Annotated in this window: 12 protein-coding genes and 4 pseudogenes; 4 read left to right on the forward strand and 12 right to left on the reverse strand. The window is 61.1% G+C overall.

Features of this window, described 5'->3' with window-relative positions:
- The 4 genes from urtA to atzF all read right to left on the reverse strand — a co-directional run.
- On the reverse strand, positions 1–1,053 hold a 1,053-nt coding region (urtA, locus tag BFF94_RS15945; RefSeq protein WP_219139538.1), incomplete at its 3' end, for an urea ABC transporter substrate-binding protein.
- Positions 1,054–1,251: 198 nt separating this feature from the next.
- A complete protein-coding gene (locus tag BFF94_RS15950) occupies positions 1,252–1,968 on the reverse strand; it encodes a GntR family transcriptional regulator (protein WP_128844069.1) in 717 nt (238 codons plus the stop codon).
- A 33-nt stretch (positions 1,969–2,001) separates the two neighbouring features.
- Positions 2,002–5,604, reverse strand: a complete 3,603-nt coding sequence (gene uca / locus BFF94_RS15955; RefSeq protein ID WP_128844066.1) for an urea carboxylase — start codon at positions 5,602–5,604, stop codon at positions 2,002–2,004.
- A 12-nt stretch (positions 5,605–5,616) separates the two neighbouring features.
- Positions 5,617–7,443, reverse strand: coding sequence for an allophanate hydrolase (gene atzF / locus BFF94_RS15960; protein WP_128844064.1), 1,827 nt, complete (start codon positions 7,441–7,443; stop codon positions 5,617–5,619).
- A 295-nt stretch (positions 7,444–7,738) separates the two neighbouring features.
- Here atzF and BFF94_RS15965 point away from each other — a divergent pair.
- Positions 7,739–8,880 (forward strand): IS3 family transposase gene (locus BFF94_RS15965; protein WP_372454206.1). Its coding sequence is split into 2 segments (ribosomal slippage): positions 7,739–7,988 and positions 7,988–8,880, totalling 1,143 coding nucleotides; the frame shifts between segments, so codons are not numbered across the junction.
- Between the two features lie 247 nt (positions 8,881–9,127).
- On the opposite strand, the gene BFF94_RS15970 is transcribed toward BFF94_RS15965, so the two are convergent.
- Together BFF94_RS15970 and BFF94_RS15975 are read right to left on the reverse strand one after the other, a co-directional pair.
- Entirely contained in the window at positions 9,128–9,970 is an 843-nt protein-coding gene (locus tag BFF94_RS15970; RefSeq protein ID WP_128844059.1) for a formate/nitrite transporter family protein, read from the reverse strand.
- Positions 9,971–10,292: 322 nt separating this feature from the next.
- Positions 10,293–11,648, reverse strand: coding sequence for a nitrate regulatory protein (locus BFF94_RS15975; RefSeq protein WP_128844056.1), 1,356 nt, complete (start codon positions 11,646–11,648; stop codon positions 10,293–10,295).
- 59 nt (positions 11,649–11,707) lie between these two features.
- Here BFF94_RS15975 and BFF94_RS38455 point away from each other — a divergent pair.
- Positions 11,708–11,803: pseudogene (locus BFF94_RS38455) on the forward strand (transposase); the annotation flags it as partial.
- A gap of 111 nt (positions 11,804–11,914) precedes the next feature.
- Here the strand turns inward: BFF94_RS38455 and BFF94_RS15985 are convergent.
- The 3 genes and pseudogenes from BFF94_RS15985 to BFF94_RS15995 all read right to left on the reverse strand — a co-directional run.
- Positions 11,915–12,727 (reverse strand): annotated as a pseudogene (locus tag BFF94_RS15985) (IS3 family transposase); the annotation flags it as partial.
- Between the two features lie 67 nt (positions 12,728–12,794).
- A pseudogene (locus BFF94_RS15990) lies at positions 12,795–13,001 on the reverse strand (response regulator transcription factor); the annotation flags it as partial.
- 519 nt (positions 13,002–13,520) lie between these two features.
- Positions 13,521–13,766: a helix-turn-helix domain-containing protein gene (locus BFF94_RS15995; protein WP_128844051.1), complete on the reverse strand. Its 246-nt coding sequence runs from the start codon at positions 13,764–13,766 to the stop codon at positions 13,521–13,523.
- Positions 13,767–14,433: 667 nt separating this feature from the next.
- On the opposite strand from BFF94_RS15995, the gene BFF94_RS16000 reads away from it, so the two are divergent.
- Complete coding sequence (locus tag BFF94_RS16000; RefSeq protein ID WP_128844047.1) at positions 14,434–14,952, forward strand: 3'-5' exonuclease family protein; 519 nt, start codon at positions 14,434–14,436, stop codon at positions 14,950–14,952.
- A 276-nt stretch (positions 14,953–15,228) separates the two neighbouring features.
- Here BFF94_RS16000 and BFF94_RS16005 read toward each other — a convergent pair.
- From BFF94_RS16005 to BFF94_RS16015, 3 genes and pseudogenes are all read right to left on the reverse strand, one after another.
- Positions 15,229–16,487, reverse strand: a pseudogene (locus BFF94_RS16005) (IS256 family transposase).
- A 305-nt stretch (positions 16,488–16,792) separates the two neighbouring features.
- Positions 16,793–17,610, reverse strand: a protein-coding gene (locus tag BFF94_RS16010; RefSeq protein WP_128844045.1) for an IS5 family transposase whose coding sequence is annotated in 2 segments (ribosomal slippage) — positions 16,793–17,262 and positions 17,262–17,610 — 819 coding nt in all. Because the reading frame shifts where the segments join, the coding sequence is not laid out codon by codon here.
- 560 nt (positions 17,611–18,170) lie between these two features.
- Positions 18,171–19,952 carry a site-specific integrase gene (locus BFF94_RS16015; protein ID WP_219139539.1) on the reverse strand — a complete coding sequence of 594 codons (1,782 nt, stop codon included), beginning with the start codon at positions 19,950–19,952 and terminating at the stop codon, positions 18,171–18,173.
- Between the two features lie 335 nt (positions 19,953–20,287).
- Between BFF94_RS16015 and BFF94_RS16020 the strand changes: the two genes are divergently transcribed.
- Positions 20,288–22,759: a ComEC/Rec2 family competence protein gene (locus BFF94_RS16020; protein ID WP_219139540.1), complete on the forward strand. Its 2,472-nt coding sequence runs from the start codon at positions 20,288–20,290 to the stop codon at positions 22,757–22,759.
- Positions 22,760–22,966: the final 207 nt, after the last annotated feature.

The raw sequence follows: 22,966 nt of genomic DNA on the forward strand, positions 1-22,966 counted from the left end.
CACCTTGTCGACGTCGGTGCTCTTCGCTTTCTCGACCGCTTGCTTCCACATATGGATGCCCACGTAGGTCGCTTCCATCGGGTCGTTGGTCACGCGCTTCGCGCCGCCCGGCAGGTTGTTCGCCTTCACCCACGCGGCGAACTGGTCCTTGAATTTCGTGTTCGTCGGGTTCTTCACCGACATGAAGTAATTCCACGCGGCGAGGTGGCCGACGAGCGGCTTCGTGTCGATCCCGCGCAGCTCTTCCTCACCGACCGAGAACGCGACGACCGGCACGTCGGTCGCCTTGATGCCCTGGTTGCCGAGCTCCTTGTAGAACGGCACGTTCGAGTCGCCGTTGATCGTCGAGATCACGGTCGTCTTGCCGCCTTGCGAGAAGTTCTTGATGTTCGCGACGATGGTCTGGTAATCGCTGTGGCCGAACGGCGTGTAGACCTCCTGAATGTCGGCGTCCTTCACGCCCTTCGATTTCAGGAACGCGCGCAGGATCTTGTTGGTCGTGCGCGGATACACGTAGTCGGTGCCGAGCAGGAAGAAGCGCTTCGCGCCGCCGCCTTCCGCGCCCATCAGGTACTCGACGGCCGGAATCGCCTGCTGGTTTGGCGCCGCGCCCGTGTAGAACACGTTGCGCGACATTTCCTCGCCTTCGTACTGCACCGGGTAGTAGAGCAGCCCGTTCAGCTCCTCGAACACCGGCAGCACGGACTTGCGCGACACCGACGTCCAGCAGCCGAACACGCACGCGACCTTGTCCTGCGTGAGCAACTGGCGCGCCTTCTCCGCGAACAGCGGCCAGTTCGACGCGGGATCGACCACCACGGGCTCGAGCTTGCGCCCCATCACGCCGCCGCTCTTGTTGATGTCGGCGATCGTCATCAGCGCCGTGTCCTTCAGCGACGTCTCAGAGATCGCCATCGTGCCCGACAGCGAGTGCAGTACACCAACCTTGATCGGCCCCTTGTCTGTACTCTGGGCAAACGCTGACGGCACCTTGGTTGCCATCCCCGCCATTCCGACTGCCGATGCGACCTTCAAGAACTCGCGCTTTTTCATGGATCGTCCCTAGTGGTGGAAAGTTGTATCTAGTCTTGGATACAAGACGGGTTTCGACGAAGCATCTTTCGTGCCAACATAGAAACTTGGGACTGGGCGTGGAAACAAAAAATAACGGACCCGCTTGGGCCCGTTTAGACAATGGAATCGGTGCGCGCTCGCTTCAAACTGGTGCGGCGCGCCCGTTTGCGGTGATCGTCATGCTTCTTCCTTGGTGCTGTATCGGTCGCGAGCTGTTTGCATCATGTAGAGCGTAATCCGTTTCACTTCCGCCTGGCTCTCGGCGATGTGCGAGCGAATCAATCCCTGCGCAGCCGAGCTGTCTCTCGACGCGATGGCATCGAGAATCGCCGAGTGCTCTTGATAGGTCGCGCTGATCCGGGGTGCCTTGGTGAAATCGAGCCGGCGAATGATGCGAATGCGTTCGGTTACGTCCGCATGCATGCGCGCCAGTTCCAGGTTCCCGACCGCGGCAACGATCCCCGCATGGAAACCTTCGTCAAGTGCCGCGACTTTCGTACCATCCTGCTCTCGTTTGCGTGCCGACACACACCAGATCGCTCGCAAGGGATCGAGTTGCTGCGCCAGCTGACCGTCCACGATGCGAGCGATCGCGTTCGTTTCCATCATTACTCGGATTTCGTAAAGATCCTCGAAATACTTGAAATCGAACGCGCGCACTTGCCATCCACTCTTGAAGTGAACGTCGACATAACCCTCCCGCTGCAACCAGAACAGAGCCTGACGAACCGGGGTACGACTGACCTGCATGCGCGAGGCGATATCTCCTTCGCTGAACTTGTCTCCGGGCAATAGGCGGAAATCGAAGATATCGGCTTTCAACTGCGTATAGATCTGCGCAGCTAAATTGTTCGCATGCTTTGCCGGTCCTTCCGGCGCGCGGTTGTCCACCATGTCTGGTTCCAGGTGCGTTACAGATAAAAGAGTTTACTCGAGCGACACCAGGGGGTCGCCAGCGTGAACCATCATACCCGGCCGGCAGTGGAAATCCATGATTCTTCCGTCTCGCGGCGCGACGATCGGAAATTCCATCTTCATCGCCTCCAGGATCATCAAGGTGTCGCCGGCCGATACCGTGTCGCCAGGCTGCGCCGTCAGTTTCCAGACGTTGCCGCTGATATCGGCCTGAATCGCGCCGACGTCCGCCACATGGATGCCATTGACACGCTCGACGCCGCCCGAAGCGTCGTGTTCTCCTTCGGCACTGCTGGCCCAGTGAGCGACTTCTGCTTTGAATGCCTGCTTTTGTGCTTCACGGAACGTCTGTAATTCCGGCTCGATGCGCTGCAGGAACGCGTTGTATTCGCCGAGATCGAAGACCTCCTCGTCAATGCGGACGATTTGCCGGCCTTCTCGGAAGTCGGCGCGCAGCGCGTCGAGTTCGCTCTCGGAGACCGGATAGAAGCGGACCTGGTCGAAGAACCGCAAGAGCCATGGCTTTCCGTCGACGAACATCCGATTCTTCAGAAATTTATTCCATATCGGCAGGGTACGTCCCACGAGTTGATATCCGCCCGGTGAATCCATGCCATAGATGCACATGTAGATGCCACCAATGCCAACCGTGCCTTCTGGGGTGTAAGTGCGCGCCGGATTGTATTTCGACGTCAGCAAGCGGTCGCGAGGATCAACCGGCACGGCACAAGGAGCGCCGAGATAGACATCGCCGAGGCCAAGGACCATATAGCTGGTGCGAAAGATGCTATCGCGCACCTCGTCGGCAGAGGCAAGGCCGTTGATGCGCCTGATGAACTCGGTGTTGCTCGGCAACCAAGGCGCCGTGTCGCGTACCGATTGCCGATATCGAGCTACGGCGTTAAGCGTGGCCGTATCCTCGTACGCCATCGGCAGATAGACGATACGAGTCGGCACTTTCATCGTGCTGATACCGCTGAGTGTAGCGTCGGCCTTGGCGAGTGCTTCCACCAAGTCCCGTTGGGTGATCACACGACTATCGTAACGAACCTGTAGCGATCGCACCCCTGGCGAAAGTTCGTGAACGCCTGTCATGGCGTTTGCCTTCAACGCCTCCATCAGGGCATGAATCCGGAACCGCAGGTTCAGGTCGAGGATATTCTCACCGTACTCGACCAGGATGTATTTGTCCCCAGCCTGACGGAACACGGTCTTGGGCCGATCCCCGTCGGGCGGCGCCTCGAACAGGATCGGCGCCCCGCGTTGGCTGACAAACCCGGGGGCTGCGATCGAAGCGGCGCTGCAGGTAAGAACGGCAGCGTCCTGGCTCGTCTCGAGTGCAAGCGCCTCATCAAACGAAATCTCACGAAAGCGAATGCGATCACCAGGTTTTACTTGTCCGACCTTCCAGAGCTCTGCCTTTGCGATGGTGACCGGGCAGACGAAGCCGCCAAGACTCGGGCCATCACGGGTCAGGATCACGGGCATGTCACCCGTGAAGTTGATGCTCCCAATTGCATACTCGCAATCGTGGATGTTCGAGGGATGCAGACCGGCCTCGCCGCCGTCCGATCTCATCCACTGAGGTTTCGGTCCGTTCAGCCGGATACCGAGACGGTTCGAGTTGTAGTGCACCTCCCATTCGCTGTCGAAGAAAGTCTCGATCGATTCGGGGGTGAAGAAATCAGGCGCACCATGCGGGCCATACAGCACGCCGATCTCCCACGTGCTGCCGTAGCTGGGCACGGCCTCCACCGGGAGCACCTGAGGCGCATATTGCGGTGTGAGGTCCGAGTTCGCGGGGAGTGCCGGATCGGCGATGGGCAGCACGTCCGAAGGGCGAAGGGTGCGGCCGGCATGCCCTCCGAACTGCCCGAGTGAGAAGGTTGAACGGCTACCCAGATAGACCGGCATGTCGAAGCCGTTACGAACGGCCAGATAGGTGCGGCAGCCACTTGTTGCCTTGCCGATGCGCAGGACCTGGCTCGCACGCACCTGAAGCTGCGTCCAGAAAACGACAGGGACATCGTCGAGTGTGGCCGGTGTTGGTGCTCCTGTCAGCGCGATGATCGCGTCGCCATGGAATTTCAGAGTTGGCCCTAGTACCGTCGTTTCGATGCCGGCGGCGCATTCGGCGTTGCCGACGATGCGGTTGGCGAGACGGAACGCCCAGTCGTCCATCGGACCCGACGGTGGCACGCCGATATCCCAATAGCCGATACGGCCCGGGTAGTCCTGGATCGTCGTGTAAGTGCCGGCTTCGATCACCTCGACGACGCTCGGGCGATAGTCGAAACAGTTGAGATAGTGCGTCGAAACCTCGCCGGACTGGAAGCCCCTGCTGGCGACGATCTTGCGCAGATAGTCGAGATTCGTGGTGATGCCCGACAAGCGCGTGGCGTCGAGTGCACGCGACATGGCCGCGACTGCCGAGGCCCGGTCCTCGCCATGCACGATCAGCTTAGCAATCATTGGGTCGTAATGAGCCGAGACGTCGGTGCCGGTTTCGACCCAGCCGTCGACGCGAACGCCTTCGGGGAACGAAACCTCAGTGAGCGTACCGGAACTAGGCGCGAAGTTTCGCAACGGATTTTCCGCGTAGATTCTCACCTCGATCGATGCGCCTTGCGGGGTGATAGCGCGATCTAGCGCGGGTGGTTCACCCGCCGCGGTCTGGATCATCCACTCCACGAGATCGATGCCTGTCACGCTCTCGGTGATTGCATGCTCGACCTGCAGGCGGGTGTTGACCTCGAGGAAATAGAACGCCTCCTTGGCGGCATCGTAGATGAACTCGACCGTGCCAGCGGAACGATACGCTACCGAGCGGCCAAGGCTCTCGGCCGCGGCCAGCAGGTCCTCGCGGACCCGCTCCGGCAGGTTCGGCGCTGGCGTTTCCTCGACGACCTTCTGGTTGCGCCTCTGCAAGGAGCAATCGCGCTCCCCGAGCGCGACGACATGGCCGCTGCCGTCGCCGAAAATCTGTACCTCGACGTGCCGCGCGCGATCGACGAAGCGCTCGACGAACACGCCGCCGTTGGCAAAAAAAGACTGCCCGAGGCGCTGCACGGACTCGAACGCGGCAAGCAGCTCCGTGTCGTCGTTGCAGCGGGTCAGGCCGATGCCGCCGCCACCCGCGATGCTCTTTAGCATGACCGGATAGCCGATGGCCGAGGCGGCCGCACATGCGCTTTGCGCATCGGCCAGCAGGCCGGAGCCTGGCGTGAGCGGTACACCTGCCTGCTCGGCCAGCTCGCGGGCCGCGTGCTTCAGGCCGAACTGCTCCATTTGTTGCGGAGTCGGGCCGACGAAGGTGATGCCCTCGGCCTCGCATCGGGCGGCAAATTCGGCATTCTCGGACAGGAATCCGTAGCCGGGAATGATGGCTTGCGCGCCTGTCTGCTTCGCCGCAGCGATGATCAGGTCGGTGCGTAGATAGCTTTCGGCGGCTGTATTTCCGCCCAACGGCACTGCTACATCGGCCGTGCTCACATGCAGGCTGCTGCGGTCAGCGTCGGAGTAGACCGCGACGGAGCGGATCTCCATACGTTTCAGGGTGCGTGCGATACGACAGGCGATTTCGCCGCGATTGGCGATCAGAACGGTGTCGAACATGGTGCGTTTGCCTCAGGAACGTGACGGTACTTGCGCGGCTGACTGGCTGGCGAGATAGCTCGCCCATCCGCCGAACTCGGTGATGTCTCGCGCGTCGGTGAGTGCGTGGGGTTCGCAGATAAAACCCTTGACCTGGAGGCCGTCCGCGAGCGTGAGCGTGCCGATGCCGAGCGGGGACGGGATGCCGGCGACAAAGGACCCGAACTCGGTGATCGGCAAGTCCCAGAGCTCTACCTTGATGGGCGCCCCCGATTGCGATAGGGCGAGACCGGGCTTGGGCGGTGTGGTGTTGGCGAGCGCGTACAGGCGGTAATCGCCCGAGGTGGAGGTCGCTTCGACAAAGTGCGCATGACGCGAGGTCAACTCGTGATTGAGCGGCATGCCGCGCAGATGGGCGCCGACGACTGCGACGCGAATCGTGCCGTGTGCCGGCTCCGCGACGCCAAATGATGCCGAGCCGGCAGGGAGCGGCAGATCAGTCGCTCCACGGGGCAGCCCCGTCGCCTGGTGCCAGTACCCGGCGAAACTGGCCAATGCCCGTTCGCACCAGGCATCGCCGATTAATGTGATGCCGAACGGCAGGCCGTCCTCGCGCAAATTGGCAGGGACAGCCACCGCGCTCCAGTCGAGCAGGTTGACGAAATTGGTGTATTTGCCCAGATTGCTGTTGAGCCGGATCGGATCGGCGAGCAGCTCGGCAATCTTGTAGTGAGTCGGGGCTGTGGGCACGACCAGGGCATCGAATTGAGAAAGGACGGCGTCGGCCTCTCGCTTCAGATAGGCGAGTTGGTAGATGCCATCGAATGCATCGGCAGCGGAAAATTCACGCGCCTTGAAAATGACATCGCGTACGACCGGATGGATCTTCGCCTCGTGATCCTGAGCGAAACCGCGAATCGCGGCATAGCGTTCCGCGACCCAGGGCCCGTGGTACAACAAAGCCGTGACGCGGTCGAACACCGAAAAATCGATGGGTACACAGGTCGCGCCGCGTGCCTCCAGATCGGCGATGGCTGTCCGGAAGGCTTGCTCGGCCAGCGCGTCGCCGAAGAATTCGGGTTCGGAGGGGATGCCGAATCGGGGCGCATCGGGCAGCCGCCACGTCTGCGCGTTGCCGGGCATGGCGCGAGACAAGCCATCCTTCGGATCGAGCGCCGCGGCGACGTCGTACACGTGCACCGCGTCTTCCGTCGTGGTGGCGAACACCGACACGCAATCCAGGGTCCGACATGCAGGTACTACGCCGGTGTTGCTGAACGCACCGCGCGTCGGCTTGAGGCCGACGACATTGTTGAGGCCGGCCGGTACCCGTCCGGATCCGGCAGTATCCGTGCCCAGCGAAAACGGCACGATGCCGCGCGCGACCACCGACGCCGAGCCCGAGCTCGATCCCCCCGAGATGTATTCCGGATCGAACGCGTTGTGCGGGATGCCATAGGGCGATCGCACGCCTACCAGCCCGGTCGCGAACTGGTCGAGATTGGTCTTGCCGATTGGGATCGCACCGGCTGCCATCAGGCGTTCGACGACCACGGCATTGACATCGGGAGAGTAGGCGAACGCAGGGCAACCGGCGGTGGTGTCGAAGCCCCCGACATCAATGTTGTCCTTGGCGGCGAACGGCACGCCATACAGCGGCAAGCGCTCGATATCGCCTCCTGCTGCCTGCAACCGGCTCTCGAGCGCTTGCAGGTATCGGTGGAGGATCGCCGGCGTGGCACGTGAGATCCAAGCCAAGTCATCGGCCTGCAGTGTTGCCAGCAAATCGCCGAGAAGATCGGCAGGCTTGGCGCCATCGCGATAAGCGGCAAGCCAGTCTGAAATCGTCCAACCACGCATCTCGTATTCTCTCTTGTGTACAAGTTATGCGTAGGGACTATCAAGTCTCGTGCCAAGTGTGCGATTTGCCGGCTGTCGCTTAACAGGCAACGCGTTGCACAGTGGCATGAGTCCCAAGCAGTGTTGCGATGCTCGTTTGTGGCGCGCTCTGGCGGCCGAGATTGGTGCAAGCGATCAGGCTTGGTGCGTGCCAAATTGGGAATTAGACGGGTGTGCGAATGTCCTGTAAGCATGGACCGGCCAGCCTTTCGTAGACATCTTCGAGCCATAATTTATGGCAACCGAGGAGGTCGGTATGAGCGGCAAACGGTACACGGATGAGTTCAAGATCGAAGCAGTCAAGCAAGTCACCGAGCGTGGTCATTCGGTCGCAGATGTGGCCCAGCGTTTGGGCATTACGGCGCACAGCCTGTATGCCTGGCGGGCGAAGTTCGATAAGCCGGATGTCGTGCGGCAGGCCGAACTGGACCAGAGCGCCGAGGTGCGGCGACTGAAGGCCGAACTCAAGCGGGTGACCGAGGAGCGCGACATTCTAAAAAAGGCTGCCGCGTACTTTGCAAAGGGATGACGGCAAGGTACGCATTCATGCGGGCCCATATAAACGAGCACTGCCTGCGTACGATGTGTCGGGTGCTCGGCGTTCATCGCAGCGGCTATTACGTCTGGCAGCGTCAGTCGAGCAGTGCGCGCAAGCACCAGGACGACCGACTGCTGAGTCTGATCAAGCATCATTGGCTGGCCAGCGGCGGCATCTACGGTTACCGCAAAATCACGATCGATTTGCGTGAATCGGGCGAGACGTGCAGTTGTCACCGCGTGCTCAGGTTGATGCGGAGCGAAGGTTTGCGTGCCGAGGTTGGCTATGGCAGCAAGCAGCGATATCGCGGAGGTCCGGTCGGTGTGGTTGCCAACGTATTGAACTGGGACTTCGCACCTGACGCGCCAAACAAGGTCTGGGTAACGGACATCACGTACATCCGGACCTATGAGGGCTGGCTGTATCTGGCGGTAGTCATGGATCTGTACTCGCGGCAGATCGTCGGCTGGGCCACTCGCTCTACGATGACCCGTGACCTGGTGTTGCAGGCTCTGTTGGCAGCGGTATGGCAACGCAAACCCGAACCTGGCGTCATGATTCATTCGGATCAAGGCAGCCAGCTCACCAGCGATGACTGGCAATCATTTCTGAGGGCCCATCACATGGTGCCGAGTATGAGTCGTCGCGGTAACTGTCACGACAATGCCGTGGCGGAAAGCTTCTTCAGTGCGCTGAAAAAGGAACGAATCAAACGGCGAATCTATCCGACCAAGGCGACGGCAACCACAGATGTATTCGATTACATTGAGATGTTCTACAACCCCATTCGCCGGCACGATTTCACGGGCGACTTATCACCTGTAGAGTTTGAGCGGCGCTACGCGCGAAACGGCTCGTGAGTGTCTATGGAACTCTGGCCGGTCAAGATATCTAATACGGATAACTACTATTTTGGCAGCACATGTAAGCTACGCCCTTCAACTTGACAAAACCATCCGAAGCCGACCGGCGAAGCGCCGGACGAAGACGCGGTACGCCCGCACATGATCCGCATGACGGACGTGACGGACAACGTCGAATGACGAATGCCGCCCCGGTGCGCGACCACGGCACCGGGGCGGACTGTCACGGCTTGCCGCAGCGCGATCAGGCCTTGCGCGCGATGACACCCACCGGCGAAGCGGGCACGCGTTTCGGCGCGGTCTTGTAGTGCGTGCTGTACAGCGCCGCACCGACGAACACCAGCCCACCGACCAGGTTGCCGACTACCGTCGGGATCTCGTTCCACAGCAAATAGTCGACGATCGTGAAGTGGGCGCCGAGCATCAGGCCGGACGGGAACAGGAACATGTTCACGACCGAGTGCTCGAAGCCCATATAGAAGAACACGAGGATCGGCATCCACATCGCGATCACCTTGCCGGGGACGGACGTCGACATCATCGCGGCGACCACGCCGGTCGACACCATCCAGTTGCACATCACGCCGCGCACGAACAGCGTGAGCATGCCGGCGGCGCCGTGTGCGGCATAACCGAGCGTGCGGGCTTCGCCAATGCCGCCGATTTTCTGACCGATCGCGTTCGGCGCCTCCGAAAAGCCGAATGTGAAAATGATCGCCATGAACAGTGCGACCGTCAGCGCACCCGCGAAATTGCCGAAGAACACCAATGTCCAGTTGCGGAACACCCCACCCCAGGTCGCGCCGGGCCGGCGATCGATTACCGCGAGCGGCGCGAGCGTGAAGACGCCGGTGAGTAGGTCGAAGCCGAGCAGGTACAGCATGCAGAATCCGACCGGAAACAGCAGCGAACCGGCCAGTGCGTTGCCGGTGTTGATCGTGATGCTGACCGCGAAGGCGGCCGCGAGCGCGAGGATCGCGCCCGCCATGTACGCGCGAATCAGCGTATCGCGGGTCGACATCGATAGCTTCGATTCACCGGCGTCGACCATCCTGGTGACGAATTCGTTGGGCGTGAGGTAGGCCATGGTGTGCGCTCGTAAAGTTGGACGGGCAAAAAAAAACGCGCCAGGCACTCGCTCGACATGCGAGTGCCTGGCGCGGACGCTGTTATCCACGTGATCGGCCGCCATGGTTCGACATGGCGCGACCGTCAGGCCGCCATTAGCCTGACGAGAGTGATGTACGCAATTTCCATACCAGTGATGGGGATATCGCGATGCAGGCGGGCTGGACGCGAAATACCAGGTGCGCCGGCCGCAGCCGATCGCGGCGAAGCGCACTCGTGCGGTGCAATCGGCACTTCCCGCACGCGTCGCGCGCGCTGCCGAGGTGCGTGGCCCGTTCCTGTCAGGTCGCGCCGCCGTTGCCCGGCGCCTCCGGCGCGCTTCGTTGAGAAGGTCGCCGCACGGAAGGCTGCACGTGCTCGTCGACGAATCGCTCGGGGGACGTCAGCGCATCTTCCGCGATATCGGCAAGCGCCCGATTGCCGTTCATCGACGCTTTCTGCAGCATCCGATACGCCTCGTCCTCCCGCAGGTTGAAGCGCGTCATCAGCATGTTTTTCGCGCGCTGCACCAGCTTGCGTTCGTAGAGGGCGCGACGTGCCGCGTCGAGTTCGACCTCCGCGCCGGCCAGTCGCGCCGATTGCGACTCCAGCAGGGATTTCAGGCTGGCGAGCGTCCACGGGTCGGAGCCGGAGAGGCGTTCCGGCAGTTCATGCACCGCCGCGCGCACCGACAACGGATCGCCGGCGAAGAAATGGGCGAGCGCCTGGATATGCGGGGGCGGATTGCTCCGCAACTGCGCCATCAGGCGCTCGGAGTCGCGCAGCGTCCGATGCGCGTCGTCGATTCGTGCGTCGCACGTTTCCTGCACCTGCAGCGTCAGCGCAATCTGAAGGTGCCAGAGATCATCGATGCGGGCGCTTGCCGCATCAAACCATGCTTCGCTCAGGCCGGCATCGAGCGCATCGCCGGCGTGCGCCGTGCACAGTACGTGTCGCAGCTTCTCGAGCGTCGCCACGTGCGGCTCCGCCATGCGCGTTTCCCGCCATGCGTTTTGCGCCGTGCTCGCGAAGTTTGCGAAGACTTCGAGACTGCGCTCCTGCGCTGCGATCAGATACAGCAGGCGCTGCTGCTGGTCCGCCGAAAACGTGCCCGCCGCGAACATGTGCGCGCCGACGGCGCGCTCCTGTCCCGCTTCCTCCTTGCCCTCGACGACATGGACGAGTGCAATCAGCATGCGCGACACCGACGGATCCGCCGCGCTGTCGGCGAGCTGGAAAATCAGCTCCACCAGGCCGCCGATCACGGTGCTGAATGCCTGGACGGAATCCGGCGCGGACAGCGCAATGCGGTCGATCCGATCGCGCAGCCCATCCAGCGATTCCAGGTCGAGCAGCACCCAGGCGATCAGCGACAGCAGGCGCGACGTCGAGCCGCGCGCGGGCGTTAGCTCCAGATCGAGGCGTTCGCGCAACTGAGCGACGAGCGGCGCGGATTCGTCGCGCGATGCCGCGCGTTCCGCGGCAAAACGCCTGCCGCTCGACGCCAAATAGATGCTGGAGGCGCCGCGCTCGCGCTGCAGCGCGTGGGTCAGGCGGCCGAGCAGGTCGACCAGTTCGATCTGCTCGGCCAGGTGGCGCAGGGACGCGATTTCTTGCTGCTTGGCGAGCAGCGCGAATTGCAGGGCGGTGGCGGGCATGGTAAGCGCTGACGGTCGGCAGGGACTCGGTGCAGTGTAGTGCGGACAATAATCGTGTTTTTGACGTCTTGTGCATCGAGATTCGTGACGAAGGCGTGGTCCGCAACAAGGCGATCTATCTGGTGCTGGGCGTGTGCCGCGATGGCAGAGCTGACAAACGCGTGCAGTTCCGCAATGTTCGGATACTGACCCTGCCTTGTTTTCACGTACAGCATGTAATGCAGCGGCGCGTAGGGCTTGATCCGCTTGGGTTTTCCGGACCAGATCTAGAGCGAGTTTTGCGGCGTTTTGGGTCCAGCCGGCCCCGGCGAAAGCACCAACTGACGGGCGAATTCGGCTGGCGCCAACTCTTTGAGAGCAGAGTGAGGACGGCTCTCGTTGTAATCCAGGCGCCACGACTCGACGATCGCTTTGGCTTCGCCCAACGTTTCGAACCAATGTAGGTTCAAGCACTCGTCGCGGAATGATCCGTTAAACGTCTCGATGTGGCAATTGTCCGTCGGCTTACCGGGCCTGCTGAAGTCGATTTTTGCTCGGTAGTGGTACGCCCACATGTCGAGCAGGCGCCCGGAAAATTCGCTGCCGTTGTTGACAAACAGATGCCGCGGAGCGCCGCGCCGAGCTGCGATTCGATTCAGTGCAGACACCACATGTTCGCCTTTCAAGCGTTGGCCGACTTCGATGGCCAACGCTTCCTTCGTGAAGACATCCATGATCGTCAAGGTGCGAAATTTCGAACCGTCAGCCAACTGGTCGGCCACAAAATCCATACTCCACGCGTCGTTTGGTTTGGCCGGCACGATCTTCGCCACCCGCGTCACCACCATCTTTCGTCGCTTCGGCAACTTCGAGCGCAGCTGCAACTGCTCTTCACAATACAGCCGGTACGCTTGGTTCTTGCCTACCTGCCAGCCTTCGCGGCGCAGCAGTACATGGACACGTCGATAGCCGTAGCGCACCCGCGTATAGGCGATCTCGCGCATACATGAGCGCAGTTCCGGACGGGGATCCTTGACGCTTCGGTAGTACTGAACACTGCATGGTTGCTTCACGAGCCGACAGGCCCGCCTCATCGTCAATGGTGAAAACCTTCGTGGGCGGCGCTCGGGTGCGCCAGCAGGGGCAAGCGCCTGCCGCCGGCTGTAAGATGCCGTCCTGGTCGTCGAACAGCCTGTGCTGCATCGCATAGTGCACGAGCGCCGCATCGTGCCGCATCTGCATCTTGTCGAGGATTCGTGCCTTGTAGGTGCTCACGGTCTTCGTGCTGACGCATATGGCCTGAGCGATCTCGGTAATCGTCTCGCCGGCCGCGATCCGCCGGAACGCGTCGAACTTGCGGCCGGACAGCCTTTCGCCGTCGGCGCCGAACCTGCAGCAGGTTCTGAGCGATCGCGAGATTCGGGGCATGCTGTTGGCCGAGATCGCAGGTCGCCGATTGTCTACCGTAACTCAGATTCGACCTGACCACCGAGATGAAGGTGCATCTGCACGAGTGTGAGAATACATCCACCCGCCCCTGTTTCTTTCGATTATCGGAATGTCTGCCAGAAAGGTGAAGGAGGGGGAGTTGAGCAACTCGTACCTCGATTTCGGCGCTTCTCGTGTTAGCTCATCTTACTGACGTATCGACGAGCATCCGACTAGGTAGGGCTGTTGGGGCCGGACTGGCAATTGTTTCGGAACGCGGCTCATGGGAGCGTTCACTAAGTGGGTTGGAGCGAGTTCTTGATTCGAGCGGCAGCAGCTATTTTGCACTGACAGCGACGGATTCGCTTGTTGTGAATTCTTCATCTGTGAGCCGGCGAAGTCGAATGCCTGAGATCATTGGGTGGTCGGCGTGACAAAGATTAGCTTGTCACGTCAAGCAGTACTTCAAAGACCAGAGGTTTTCAGGAGCGTAGACGGCGAAATGTTCAGCGCGTCTGCGATTCGGATGAGATTCAGGATAGTCAAATTTCGCTCGCCTCTTTCGATGCGGCCCATATGACTTCGGTCAATGCCGGTTATAAGGGCAAGCGCTTCCTGCGAGACGCCAAACTCCAGCCGACGAGCGCGAACCGTCGCGCCAATCGCGGCCAGATGTCTTGCCCCGTCCAGTTTGCCAGATACCCTTTGCATCGGATGATGGTCGCGGTATGATGCTCCTTTGGCCACGGCATTTACGACCCATTTTCGGGGTTGCTGCCAGTTTCTCTAGCTGCAAGGCATATGTTTTTGATTCAGGATGGGAACCGTCTACCGCTTCATTCGGCGATGGCCGGTGCAGCTGTATGGGCGGTGATGGAACAGTGGACGCCTGGAGACTTGCTGGTTCTACGGGTGTCAGAAAAGCGAGCGCGTGGGATTCCCTGTGTGATCTGGACGGATCTCACGTCGGGTGCGGCATCGCTGAGGCAATTTCTCGGCGGTAGTAACGTGCTGCGTGGGGCTGCAGTGGTGAGTACGCGTCGTGCACGTCAGGTAGATGACTGGTATCTGGATCCACTGAGCGAGATCCGGGTTGGGGCGACCGAACTCAGCGAGGACGATCGCACGCTGCTGACGGTGACGCAGTTCACAACGGTGACGGGGCGAAAGTTTTCCGTACCGAGTGGTTTCGCGACGCGCCATGCTCGCGGAAGGCGGGTCTGGCAAGCGCGTCGGTCGCGCTCGGAGTCGGGGTCGGGGCCGCAGCAATGACCGAGAGGGATTGCGTTGTCAGATCGACAGCATGGTCCGGGCTCTTGTAGTGAGGTTTGGGGGGAGTTCAGGTGTTCCGTGCTGAATGCGCGTGGAATAGGCGGCTATGACGGAGGCGAGATTTCAAGACGGGCTGAACTGGTCGGTACCTTCCAAGGGCCGTAGCAGTTGGGGAAACCGATTCTTCATCGACACCGAGTTCACGGATTTTGAGGCGCCCCAACTCATTAGCCTCGCAATCGTCGGGGAGAACGGATCGGAGTTCTACGGCGAATGCACTGACTTCGACGCGGCGCGATGTAGCGATTTTGTTCGGGCCTTGGTGCTGCCGCAACTCGGTCGATTTAGAGAGCAAGCAATGCCGTTTGATCAACTACGAGGGGCGTTGCGAGCTTGGATTACGGGCATTCCGGCGCAATCCAAGCCGGTGCTCTGCTACGACCACGAGACGGACTCGAATTTGTTGCGGCTCCTGCTTGACGAACCGCTGCCTGATGGCTGGGCGCTTGAGGATATCCGCGGTCTGCTCGATTCTCGGCGCCGCGCTGCATACTTCGCGCGGCATAGCGGTGAGCATCACGCGTTGCATGACGCTCGGGCAAATGCATACGCTTGTATTCCCTGAGCGTGACCCGGTCGAGGCCGAGGCACGATCTCCTTGCGCTAAGTCGATGAGTTGAAGTTTTTTTGCTCGCGTCTATCTCGCTGACAAGTATCTTCCTGATCCAATGATGGTGAGAGACTTTGCTCCACGAGTCATTGAGACATAAAGATCCTTGGCATCGAGGGCGTCGGCGTCGAGGATAACCGCGTGGTCGTATCCAACCCCTTGACCAGCAGCGTAGTTCCGATGAGCTTTCGAGGAGGTATCCGGAATTTCGTGTGTGAGGCGGATTGAGATTCAGACTCCAATGTTGAATCGTTCCGGGTAGAGCAGCGCGAACTGGGTCATGGCGCTCTTCCAATCGTGCCGGGAACCGGTCCACTTGGCTACGACGTTGCGCAGCGCCAGCCAGATCAGTTTGAGCGCGGCCTCGTCCGACGGGAAGTGGCCGCGCGCCTTGATGATCTTTCGAAGCTGCATGTGCAGCGACTCGATGGCGTTGGTCGTATATACAATTTTCCGGATGTCAGGCGCGAAGGCGTAGAACGGAATCACCTGATCCCAGGCTCGTCGCCAGAGGGCGGCAATCGGTGGATATTTCGTACCCCACGGGCTCGTATCGAACGCATCCAGCGCCACGGCGGCCGCTTCGGCCGACGGGGCCCGATAGACCTCCTTGAGCGCCGCCGCGACCGATTTCCGGTCTTTCCAGCTGGCGAAGTCCAGCGAGTTCCGGATCAGATGCACGATGCAGGTCTGGACCGTCGTTTCCGGGAACACCGTGTTGATCGCTTCCGGGAAGCCCTTTAGGCCGTCAACCACGGCAATCAGGATGTCCTGCACGCCACGCAGCTTCAGGTCGTTCACCACCCGCAGCCAGAACTGGCCCCCTCGGTCTGCTCGATCCAGAGGCCCAGCACGTCACGTGTGCCGTCGCGGCGAACGCCCAGCGCCAGGTAGATCGCCTTGTTGCGGACCACGCCTTCGTCGCGGATCTTGACGCGCAAGGCGTCGAAGAACACCACCGGGTACATCGGCTCGAGCGGCCGCTGTTGCCACTCGCGCACTTCGTCGATCACCGCGTCAGTGACGGTACTGATGAAGTCCGGCGACACCTCGATGCCGTACATCTCCAGCAGGAAACCCTGAATCTCCCGCACGCTCATGCCGCGTGCGTACATCGCGATGATCTTGTCGTCGAAGCCGGTGAAGCGTCGCTCGCCCTTGGCAATCAGCACCGGATCGAAGGTGCCTTCGCGGTCGCGCGGAATCTCGACGTCGAGCAGGTCATCGTCGGTCGTGATGCGCTTGCGGCTGGTGCCGTTGCGGTGGTTCGAGCTACTCGCCGGCTTGGCTTCACCCTTCTCGTAACCGAGATGATGGGTCAGTTCGCCGCCCAGCGCACGCTCGAAGATCGCCTTCTTGAGCGCGGCCAGTTGCTCGTTGATCGTTGCCCGATCCAGCGTCCCGGGCACCAGTTGCTTGATCAGTTCCGGGTCCAGGTTCAAGCCCTTGCCCGGTTCAATCGTCACTTCTTCCTTGCGTTTGCGTGGCATAAAGTGGCTCCTTGGCCATCAGTTTATGCCTCACACACAAAGGTTCGGATAGGCTCGCTTTCGATGGTTAATAGGCCGCCCTGAGTGCCTCATCTTGCGCTGGTACAGGTTTGCAGCCTCTGAGAGAGTTGACCCTTCTCCGTCGATGTGCATCTTCAGCACGTTGAGGAAGCGGTACAGCAGGTCACGACAATATGTCGACGTCTCCGGATTGGCCGTTAACGCCAGGAAGAATGACTTGAGATGGCTGCTCGTTGGCGTGTTCAGGTATCCGCACGAAATGTGCAGTTTCCTTAGAGACGGTTTCATAAAGGCTGCTCGGTCCGCCGGAGAGTATTCCAGCAGATCAGGCAGCAACCGAGTTTGAGGAACGCGCCGTGAATGTCAGCACGGCGCTCGAAACGAATACGGAGGCGACGGAAGTGATGCAGCCAGGCATGCGTGCGTTCAACGACCCAGCGATATTTGCCAAGGCCGCTGCCGTGTTCGGTACGACGCTTGGCGATCACCGGCTCGATACCGCGATTGCGCAACGCTCGTCGATGTCGCTCGGAGTCGTAACCGCGATCGGCGTAGACCACGCGAGGCCGTTGAATCGGGTGGCCGCGCAGGCCACGAATTGGCGGAATCGCATCGATCAGCGGCAGCAATTGCGTGACGTCGTTGACGTTCGCGCCGGTCAGGATCGCGGCAAGCGGGGTGCCGTTGGCGTCGGTGACGATGTGGTGCTTGGAACCAGGTCGCGCGCGATCGGTAGGGTTTGGCCCAGTTTTTGGCCCGCCCCAACTGCGCGAATCGATGATGAATCGACAGCAGCTCGCGAGAAGTCGATCTGGTCTGCTGCTCGCAGCTTCGCGAGCAGCAGTTCGTGCAAGCGGTCCCACACGCCGGCGGCCTGCCAGTCGCGTAGTCGTCGCCAACACGTTACGCCCGAGCCGCAGCCCATCTCGGCAGGCAGGTCGCGCCAGCGCAGTCCGGTCTTGAGAACGAACAAGATACCGGTCAGCGTGGCGCGATTCGAAACAGGCAAGCGGCCCGGGTTCTTCTCGCGCCGCGGCTTGGGTGGCGGCAGTAGCGGCTCGATCAGTGCCCACAATTCGTCGTCGATGATCGGCTTGCCCATCTCCTCGGTCTCGCTTGTTCCGATGCATGAGGTTAACAGCTCGCCGCGAAAGTTAACAGCCCCTCGGGGCCTTTTTGAAACCGTCTCTTAGCCACGCAGCTAAGTGCTGCGTACGTAGTGAGCGCAGGAAATCGGAAAACTGTTTCGGAGGGCCATGGAGGCACAACGACCGGATATCCGATGCCTTAGGCGGACCCACGCGCGGCGGGGGGATTCGTGTTCCCTTCGCTAGTCCGCGTCCGCATGTTGCTACGCGTGGCGGATCGTCTGTTGGTATGGCTGGCTCCACTCGTGGAAACCGATGGTCGGCTTGATGCGGCGATACAATTGTTATTGTAGCGTCATGGATAGTGTTCGTTAGCAGCACCATGCCGAAATTTGCATCGGCGAGTCGTATGGACAGGAACTTCCGGGGTCAGGCTGTTCTCACCATGATTGCCATGGACATGCCTTGCGCTTGAGTCGCCTTGACCAACGGAGCTTTCGCGCATGTCTATGAGGGGGCAATTCGCGGTTGGCAGGATCGATGAGCCCCGTCCGGGTTTGCATGTTTTGTGCGGTCACCTGGCCGCACGGTGCGCGTCTCGACGATGCGATCGGCGGGGCTGACGCTGGAAGACCCCGCTAATCTGACGCGCACGCTTGGCCTCTTCGTCGTGCAGATACGTCGACGTGGTTGCCACTGACGCGTGCCGCAAGTTGTCTCGCACGACCACCAGTTCCACGCCGGCGTCCAGTGCGTGGGTGGCGTGTGTATGGCGCAGCCAGTGGGGGCTGGCGTGCCGTAGCTTCTCGGCGAGCGTTGGATTCCGGGGGTTCACGCGCTTGGCCGTCTCCCGAAAAAACTCACCTAACACTTGCCGCAACCGCGCCGCGCTGATACCGGCGTGGCGTTCCGCGCGATGTTCCGCAGTGAGAGCAGCCACCAACGGGGTGGTCGGATGCCAGCGAGCGCGCATGACGGGCAGGCCCCGTGCCTTCAGCGCGCGCCGCAGCGCGTCCCGCGCGAGGGGCGGTAGGGCCACGCGCCCCGACTTCGCCCCTTTTCCTGTTACCTGCAGCCATAACGCGCCGCGGGTGTCCGCCGTGATGTCGCCGAGCGTTGCGGCCACCAGTTCCTGCGCCCGCAACCCGGTCGCGTAGCCGAAATCCAGCACGAAACGCAGCCGCTGCGCGGCCGGCGCCGTCCAGCCGGTCCGCTCGAGCTGGTCGGCCGCAGCCCTCACGATCTTCCACTCCCGGCCAGTCAACGCCCGTCCGCTATCGAACGGCGCGCGGGTTGTGCCACCGCGTACCGTCACCCCCGCAAACGGATTGAGCACGACATAGTGCTGGCTTATGAGCCACCCGAAGAGGGCGCGCAGGACGGCCAGCGCATAGGCCGTTGACCGCGCCGTCAAAGGTCCTGCGAACGGACGCCAGGCGGGCGTCGTGCGCGGGTGCGGCGGCCCGGTCCAGCGGACGGCGGGCGTCGGATGCCGCAGGAAGGCGCGATAGGCGATCGCATCGTCGGTGGTCAGTGACGAGAGGGGCTGACGGCGCGCCACGATCGCCCACAGCAGCAGTCGTTCGGCCTCGCGCCGATAGGCGCGGACGGTGTGGGTGCCTTCGTGCAGCGCCAACCATGCCTCGATCGCCTGGTAGTCGTTGGCGGCGGCGAGGCCGCAGCTGTCGCGCGGGGCCCGGAAGCGGCCCCGCGAACCGTCGAGGTCGGCGGGCAGCGCATCCAGGGACCCCCGTGGGACCAACTGAGCGGTCACCACGTCGTAAGGAACCAGCGCGGCGGCGCGCCGGGTCAGGTCCGGGTGCGCCGCGACGAAGGCGGCGACATGGTGCGCCCCCAGGCGCCCCAGCCCCGGGATCGGCCGCCACCAGCCCCGGCGGTGGGCGATCCGCACCAGCAGGTCGGCACACGAGTCGACGCCGGCGGCGGCCAGCGCGCGCACGATGCGCGGCGGCAGCCAGTGGGCCACCGGATCGGTCGGCTGCGGCGCGGGGATCGGGGTGGTGCGCAGCGCGTCGAGCGCGGTGACGACCTGCGCCGCATGACGGATGCGGTCTGCCGCCGGATGGGTGAACAGCGGGATCAGGTCATCGCGCTGGCGGGCGATCGCGCATGCGACGAGCTGGCGGCGGATGTGGCCCAGCAGGCCGCGTGAGGACTGTCCGTCGTCGCGCGCGTGGTCGAGGTAGCGTGTGACGGCGGCGCGCGCGGTGAGCCCGGCGTGCCACGCGCGCAGCGCGGCGAGCGAGGCCAGGGTGGGGAGGTCGGGCGGGGTGGCGGGCGTTCCGCGGGACCGCCTGTTCCGCTGCCCGGTGGCCGGGACAGAGGTGGTGTTCATGGGAACAGTTTAGGTCGCTGGGAGAGCACTCACGATAAGACTATTTATCGCAAACCTCCTGAAGGAACATCCACCCAATGTCACGTTTCGCGTGCTCGGCAGCACGCCGAGTCCTATGATGCGATGGCTCTCACATGAGGGAACGTCTTGCGTCGTGGAAAACATTAAGATTCTGACCGAGCCGGAGCGCCGCTCGGAGCGTATGGGCCGAAAAAACCGTGGAAGCACCGGTTCTCGCCGCCTCAGCCGCGGCCTACCGCAGTGGAACGAACACAGCTCGTGGTGTGACCTGATGCCGTGTCCAACTAACGTAGACGTACGGTTGGTATACGTCGATGGCTTTGACCTGTCAGAGAGAGCTGAAAGTGCGTATTTACGGGATGGCCGAGGCGCAGACAGTAGCAGTCGTATGGATTAGTGACCTCCGGTCGTTCATCCATTTGCCGCAAGCGCTGTTTGATGTGATGCGAGAGAAATTGGCGCATAACGGCAAGGGGCGTTTGATGCTGGATACAGGTGGTGCGATTGGATGTTGGAGCAGGGGGGGGGCGATGACGGGAATTGGGATTGTGGACGAAACAGGAGTGGCGATGAAAATGGACGACGAACTGCAGATTCATGTCTATGGGGTCGGCCATGGTGACTGCCTACTCGTTGAGCTCAAGCAAGGTGGCTTGCCGCGCTTTCGTATGCTTTACGACGGCGGAAAGAGCGCGGGAAATCATATTGATAAGCTTGCCGCGTACTTGACTCGTAATCGGCGAATTGAGGGGCCAGATATTGATGTCGTTGTGCTCTCGCACGTCGACCACGACCATCAGGGTGGGCTGCATACGCTTGCTAATCAAGCGGGTCTACACATTGGTGAGTACTGGGGGCCATGCTTGCCTGCCTTTCGGCGGCTCACGTGGCTTTTTTCGCAGCGTGTCCAGAATGCCGTTGCCCGTGCCGACGAATTGGAACGCTTGATGTCTGAGCGCGGTGCCAGGGTGATCTATCCGATGGAAGGGTACGCTGGTACTTGGATGGCCGGAAAGGTGAGCGCGGCAGTTATCTCTCCGCCTGTACGTCTGCTGAAGCGACTGCTCCGTAGTCGTCGAGAAGACCTCCGATTTCTGGCGAACCCTGCAGGCCCGACGCCGTTGGAATGGCTGATCGCGTCACCCGAGACGGACGCCGAGCTTGATGAGGGGCCCGGTGGCGAACTGGAGCGACGCACTTTCAGTGTACCGTCTGATTTCGCTGATGAGCTGATAGCGTTACCGGTTGAGCCAAATCCGGCCACCGGGTTTTACAGGGACGAAGCAGCGGAACCCAATTTCTTCGGAAACCGGCTTCTCAATAACACATCACTCGTTATCGCGCTGGATGTCTGGCTGGATGGAAAGCGGCGCAGGCGCATCCTGTTAACCGGGGACCAGGAAAACTGGTCGTATATCGCCTCGCGGTATCCGGCGGGACTCGGCGTCGATGTCCTAAAGGTGCCGCATCATGGCGGTATGGTGTATCTGGCCGACAGGAAGGATGGCGATCAGGACGATCGTGATGCCGGGGTCGTCGAACAGGCCTATCTATGGCTGAAACCGCGTATTGCCATCGTGAGTGCGCAAGGGACGTACGACCTGCCACACAGTCGTATGCGCGACGCCTTGCGTGCCACCGACACGGCGATCTTGTGCACAAACATCCGAGGTGCCGAACGCATTGTGCCGCCTTCCAGCGATCTCACGTTGGAGCGCAGCTGCTACGATGCCTTTGATTGTGGTACGAGCGGACAGCCACAAGTAACCGTGCTGACGCTAACGTCTGATACTGAGAAGATGGACCGAGCTGCCTGTGTTTCGAGGTCCGAAGGCAGAGGCGTGGCACCGATTGTGGTGATGACCCAGCGCGTGGTTGATCCCGACGAGGCCTTCGTTCGTTGGACTCGAACCGAACTTGAGCGTCACGCCATATGGGTGAAAGAATTGCTCGGCGAGGCGCGGGCAGTCTTCGTGGAAGCGGTGGCTGGCAAGGGTCCTCTGGCCGCAATGGAATGCGTTCCCGTTGGATGGCGCCACATCGAGACACACGCGAGGGCAAGCGGACGTCATCATTTTCTTGCTTCGCCGTACGAGGCGTTGCATTACGCGAGGGCGCGTGGATTCATCTGGGTGTCTGCGGGAAATTTGCGTTACCCGGACGACGTCGGATTCTACGTCTTGCCCGCCCGTAAGGAACTGGACGCGATATGGAGTTGGGTGGCGAGTATGCCGAATATTCTGCTGCGCGCAACTCTTTCCAAAGCCGCCATCGTGGGCAATGACAAGCTGTCAATACTGAACTCAGCCGATACGGACATTCTCTGTCGATTGATTGCCGCAAAGATATGTTTTCCTGTGGATGTCGTGAAAACGGAGATCATGCCTCAGATATTTCTTCGCATGACGGAGCGCTTTTCCTTCCGCATCTGCAATAAGGCATATCCGTATCGCGCATTCGGGAAAGACTGTTGGGGGAACGAGCTGCTTTGGCTCCAAAAGGACGGAGGCGCGAACGTGTCAGTGCCGGACCTGTTCGATGACGATTGGCAAAAACATCTATTTTCAGGATATATTGCCGATAGGGAAAATCTAGAATTCTTTCTATCTGAAGCTCAACGCAGCGCATTTGTCGGACCAGTCCTATGCGCGAACGGAGAGAAATTGTTGATTCAGTCGGGTGCGTTCGGATCGTTTGAGCGTGAGTATGAGTACGGGGCAAATAAGCGGATAGCGGGAGTATTCCACGACCGTTTCGAAAGGGCCGGCTGGTTGACGTTGCCTTAACTTAAGGAGGAGCGTTAGATGAGTGTGGGCCCCATAAGACTATAATCAGTTGCGTGGGTGTCGTTCCTCGACGAGCCGCTGGCTCCATCACCGGTTTCCTATTTCTAGAGCGGCGACCAGCCTGACGGGCCCGAAGTCGCAAGTGAGCACCATGCATGCTCGGTGGGATGATTCTACGCGGCGCGCAGGGCAGATTGTTGATCATTG

The sequence above is a fragment of the Burkholderia catarinensis genome (assembly GCF_001883705.2).
Taxonomy (GTDB): Bacteria; Pseudomonadota; Gammaproteobacteria; order Burkholderiales; family Burkholderiaceae; genus Burkholderia; species Burkholderia catarinensis.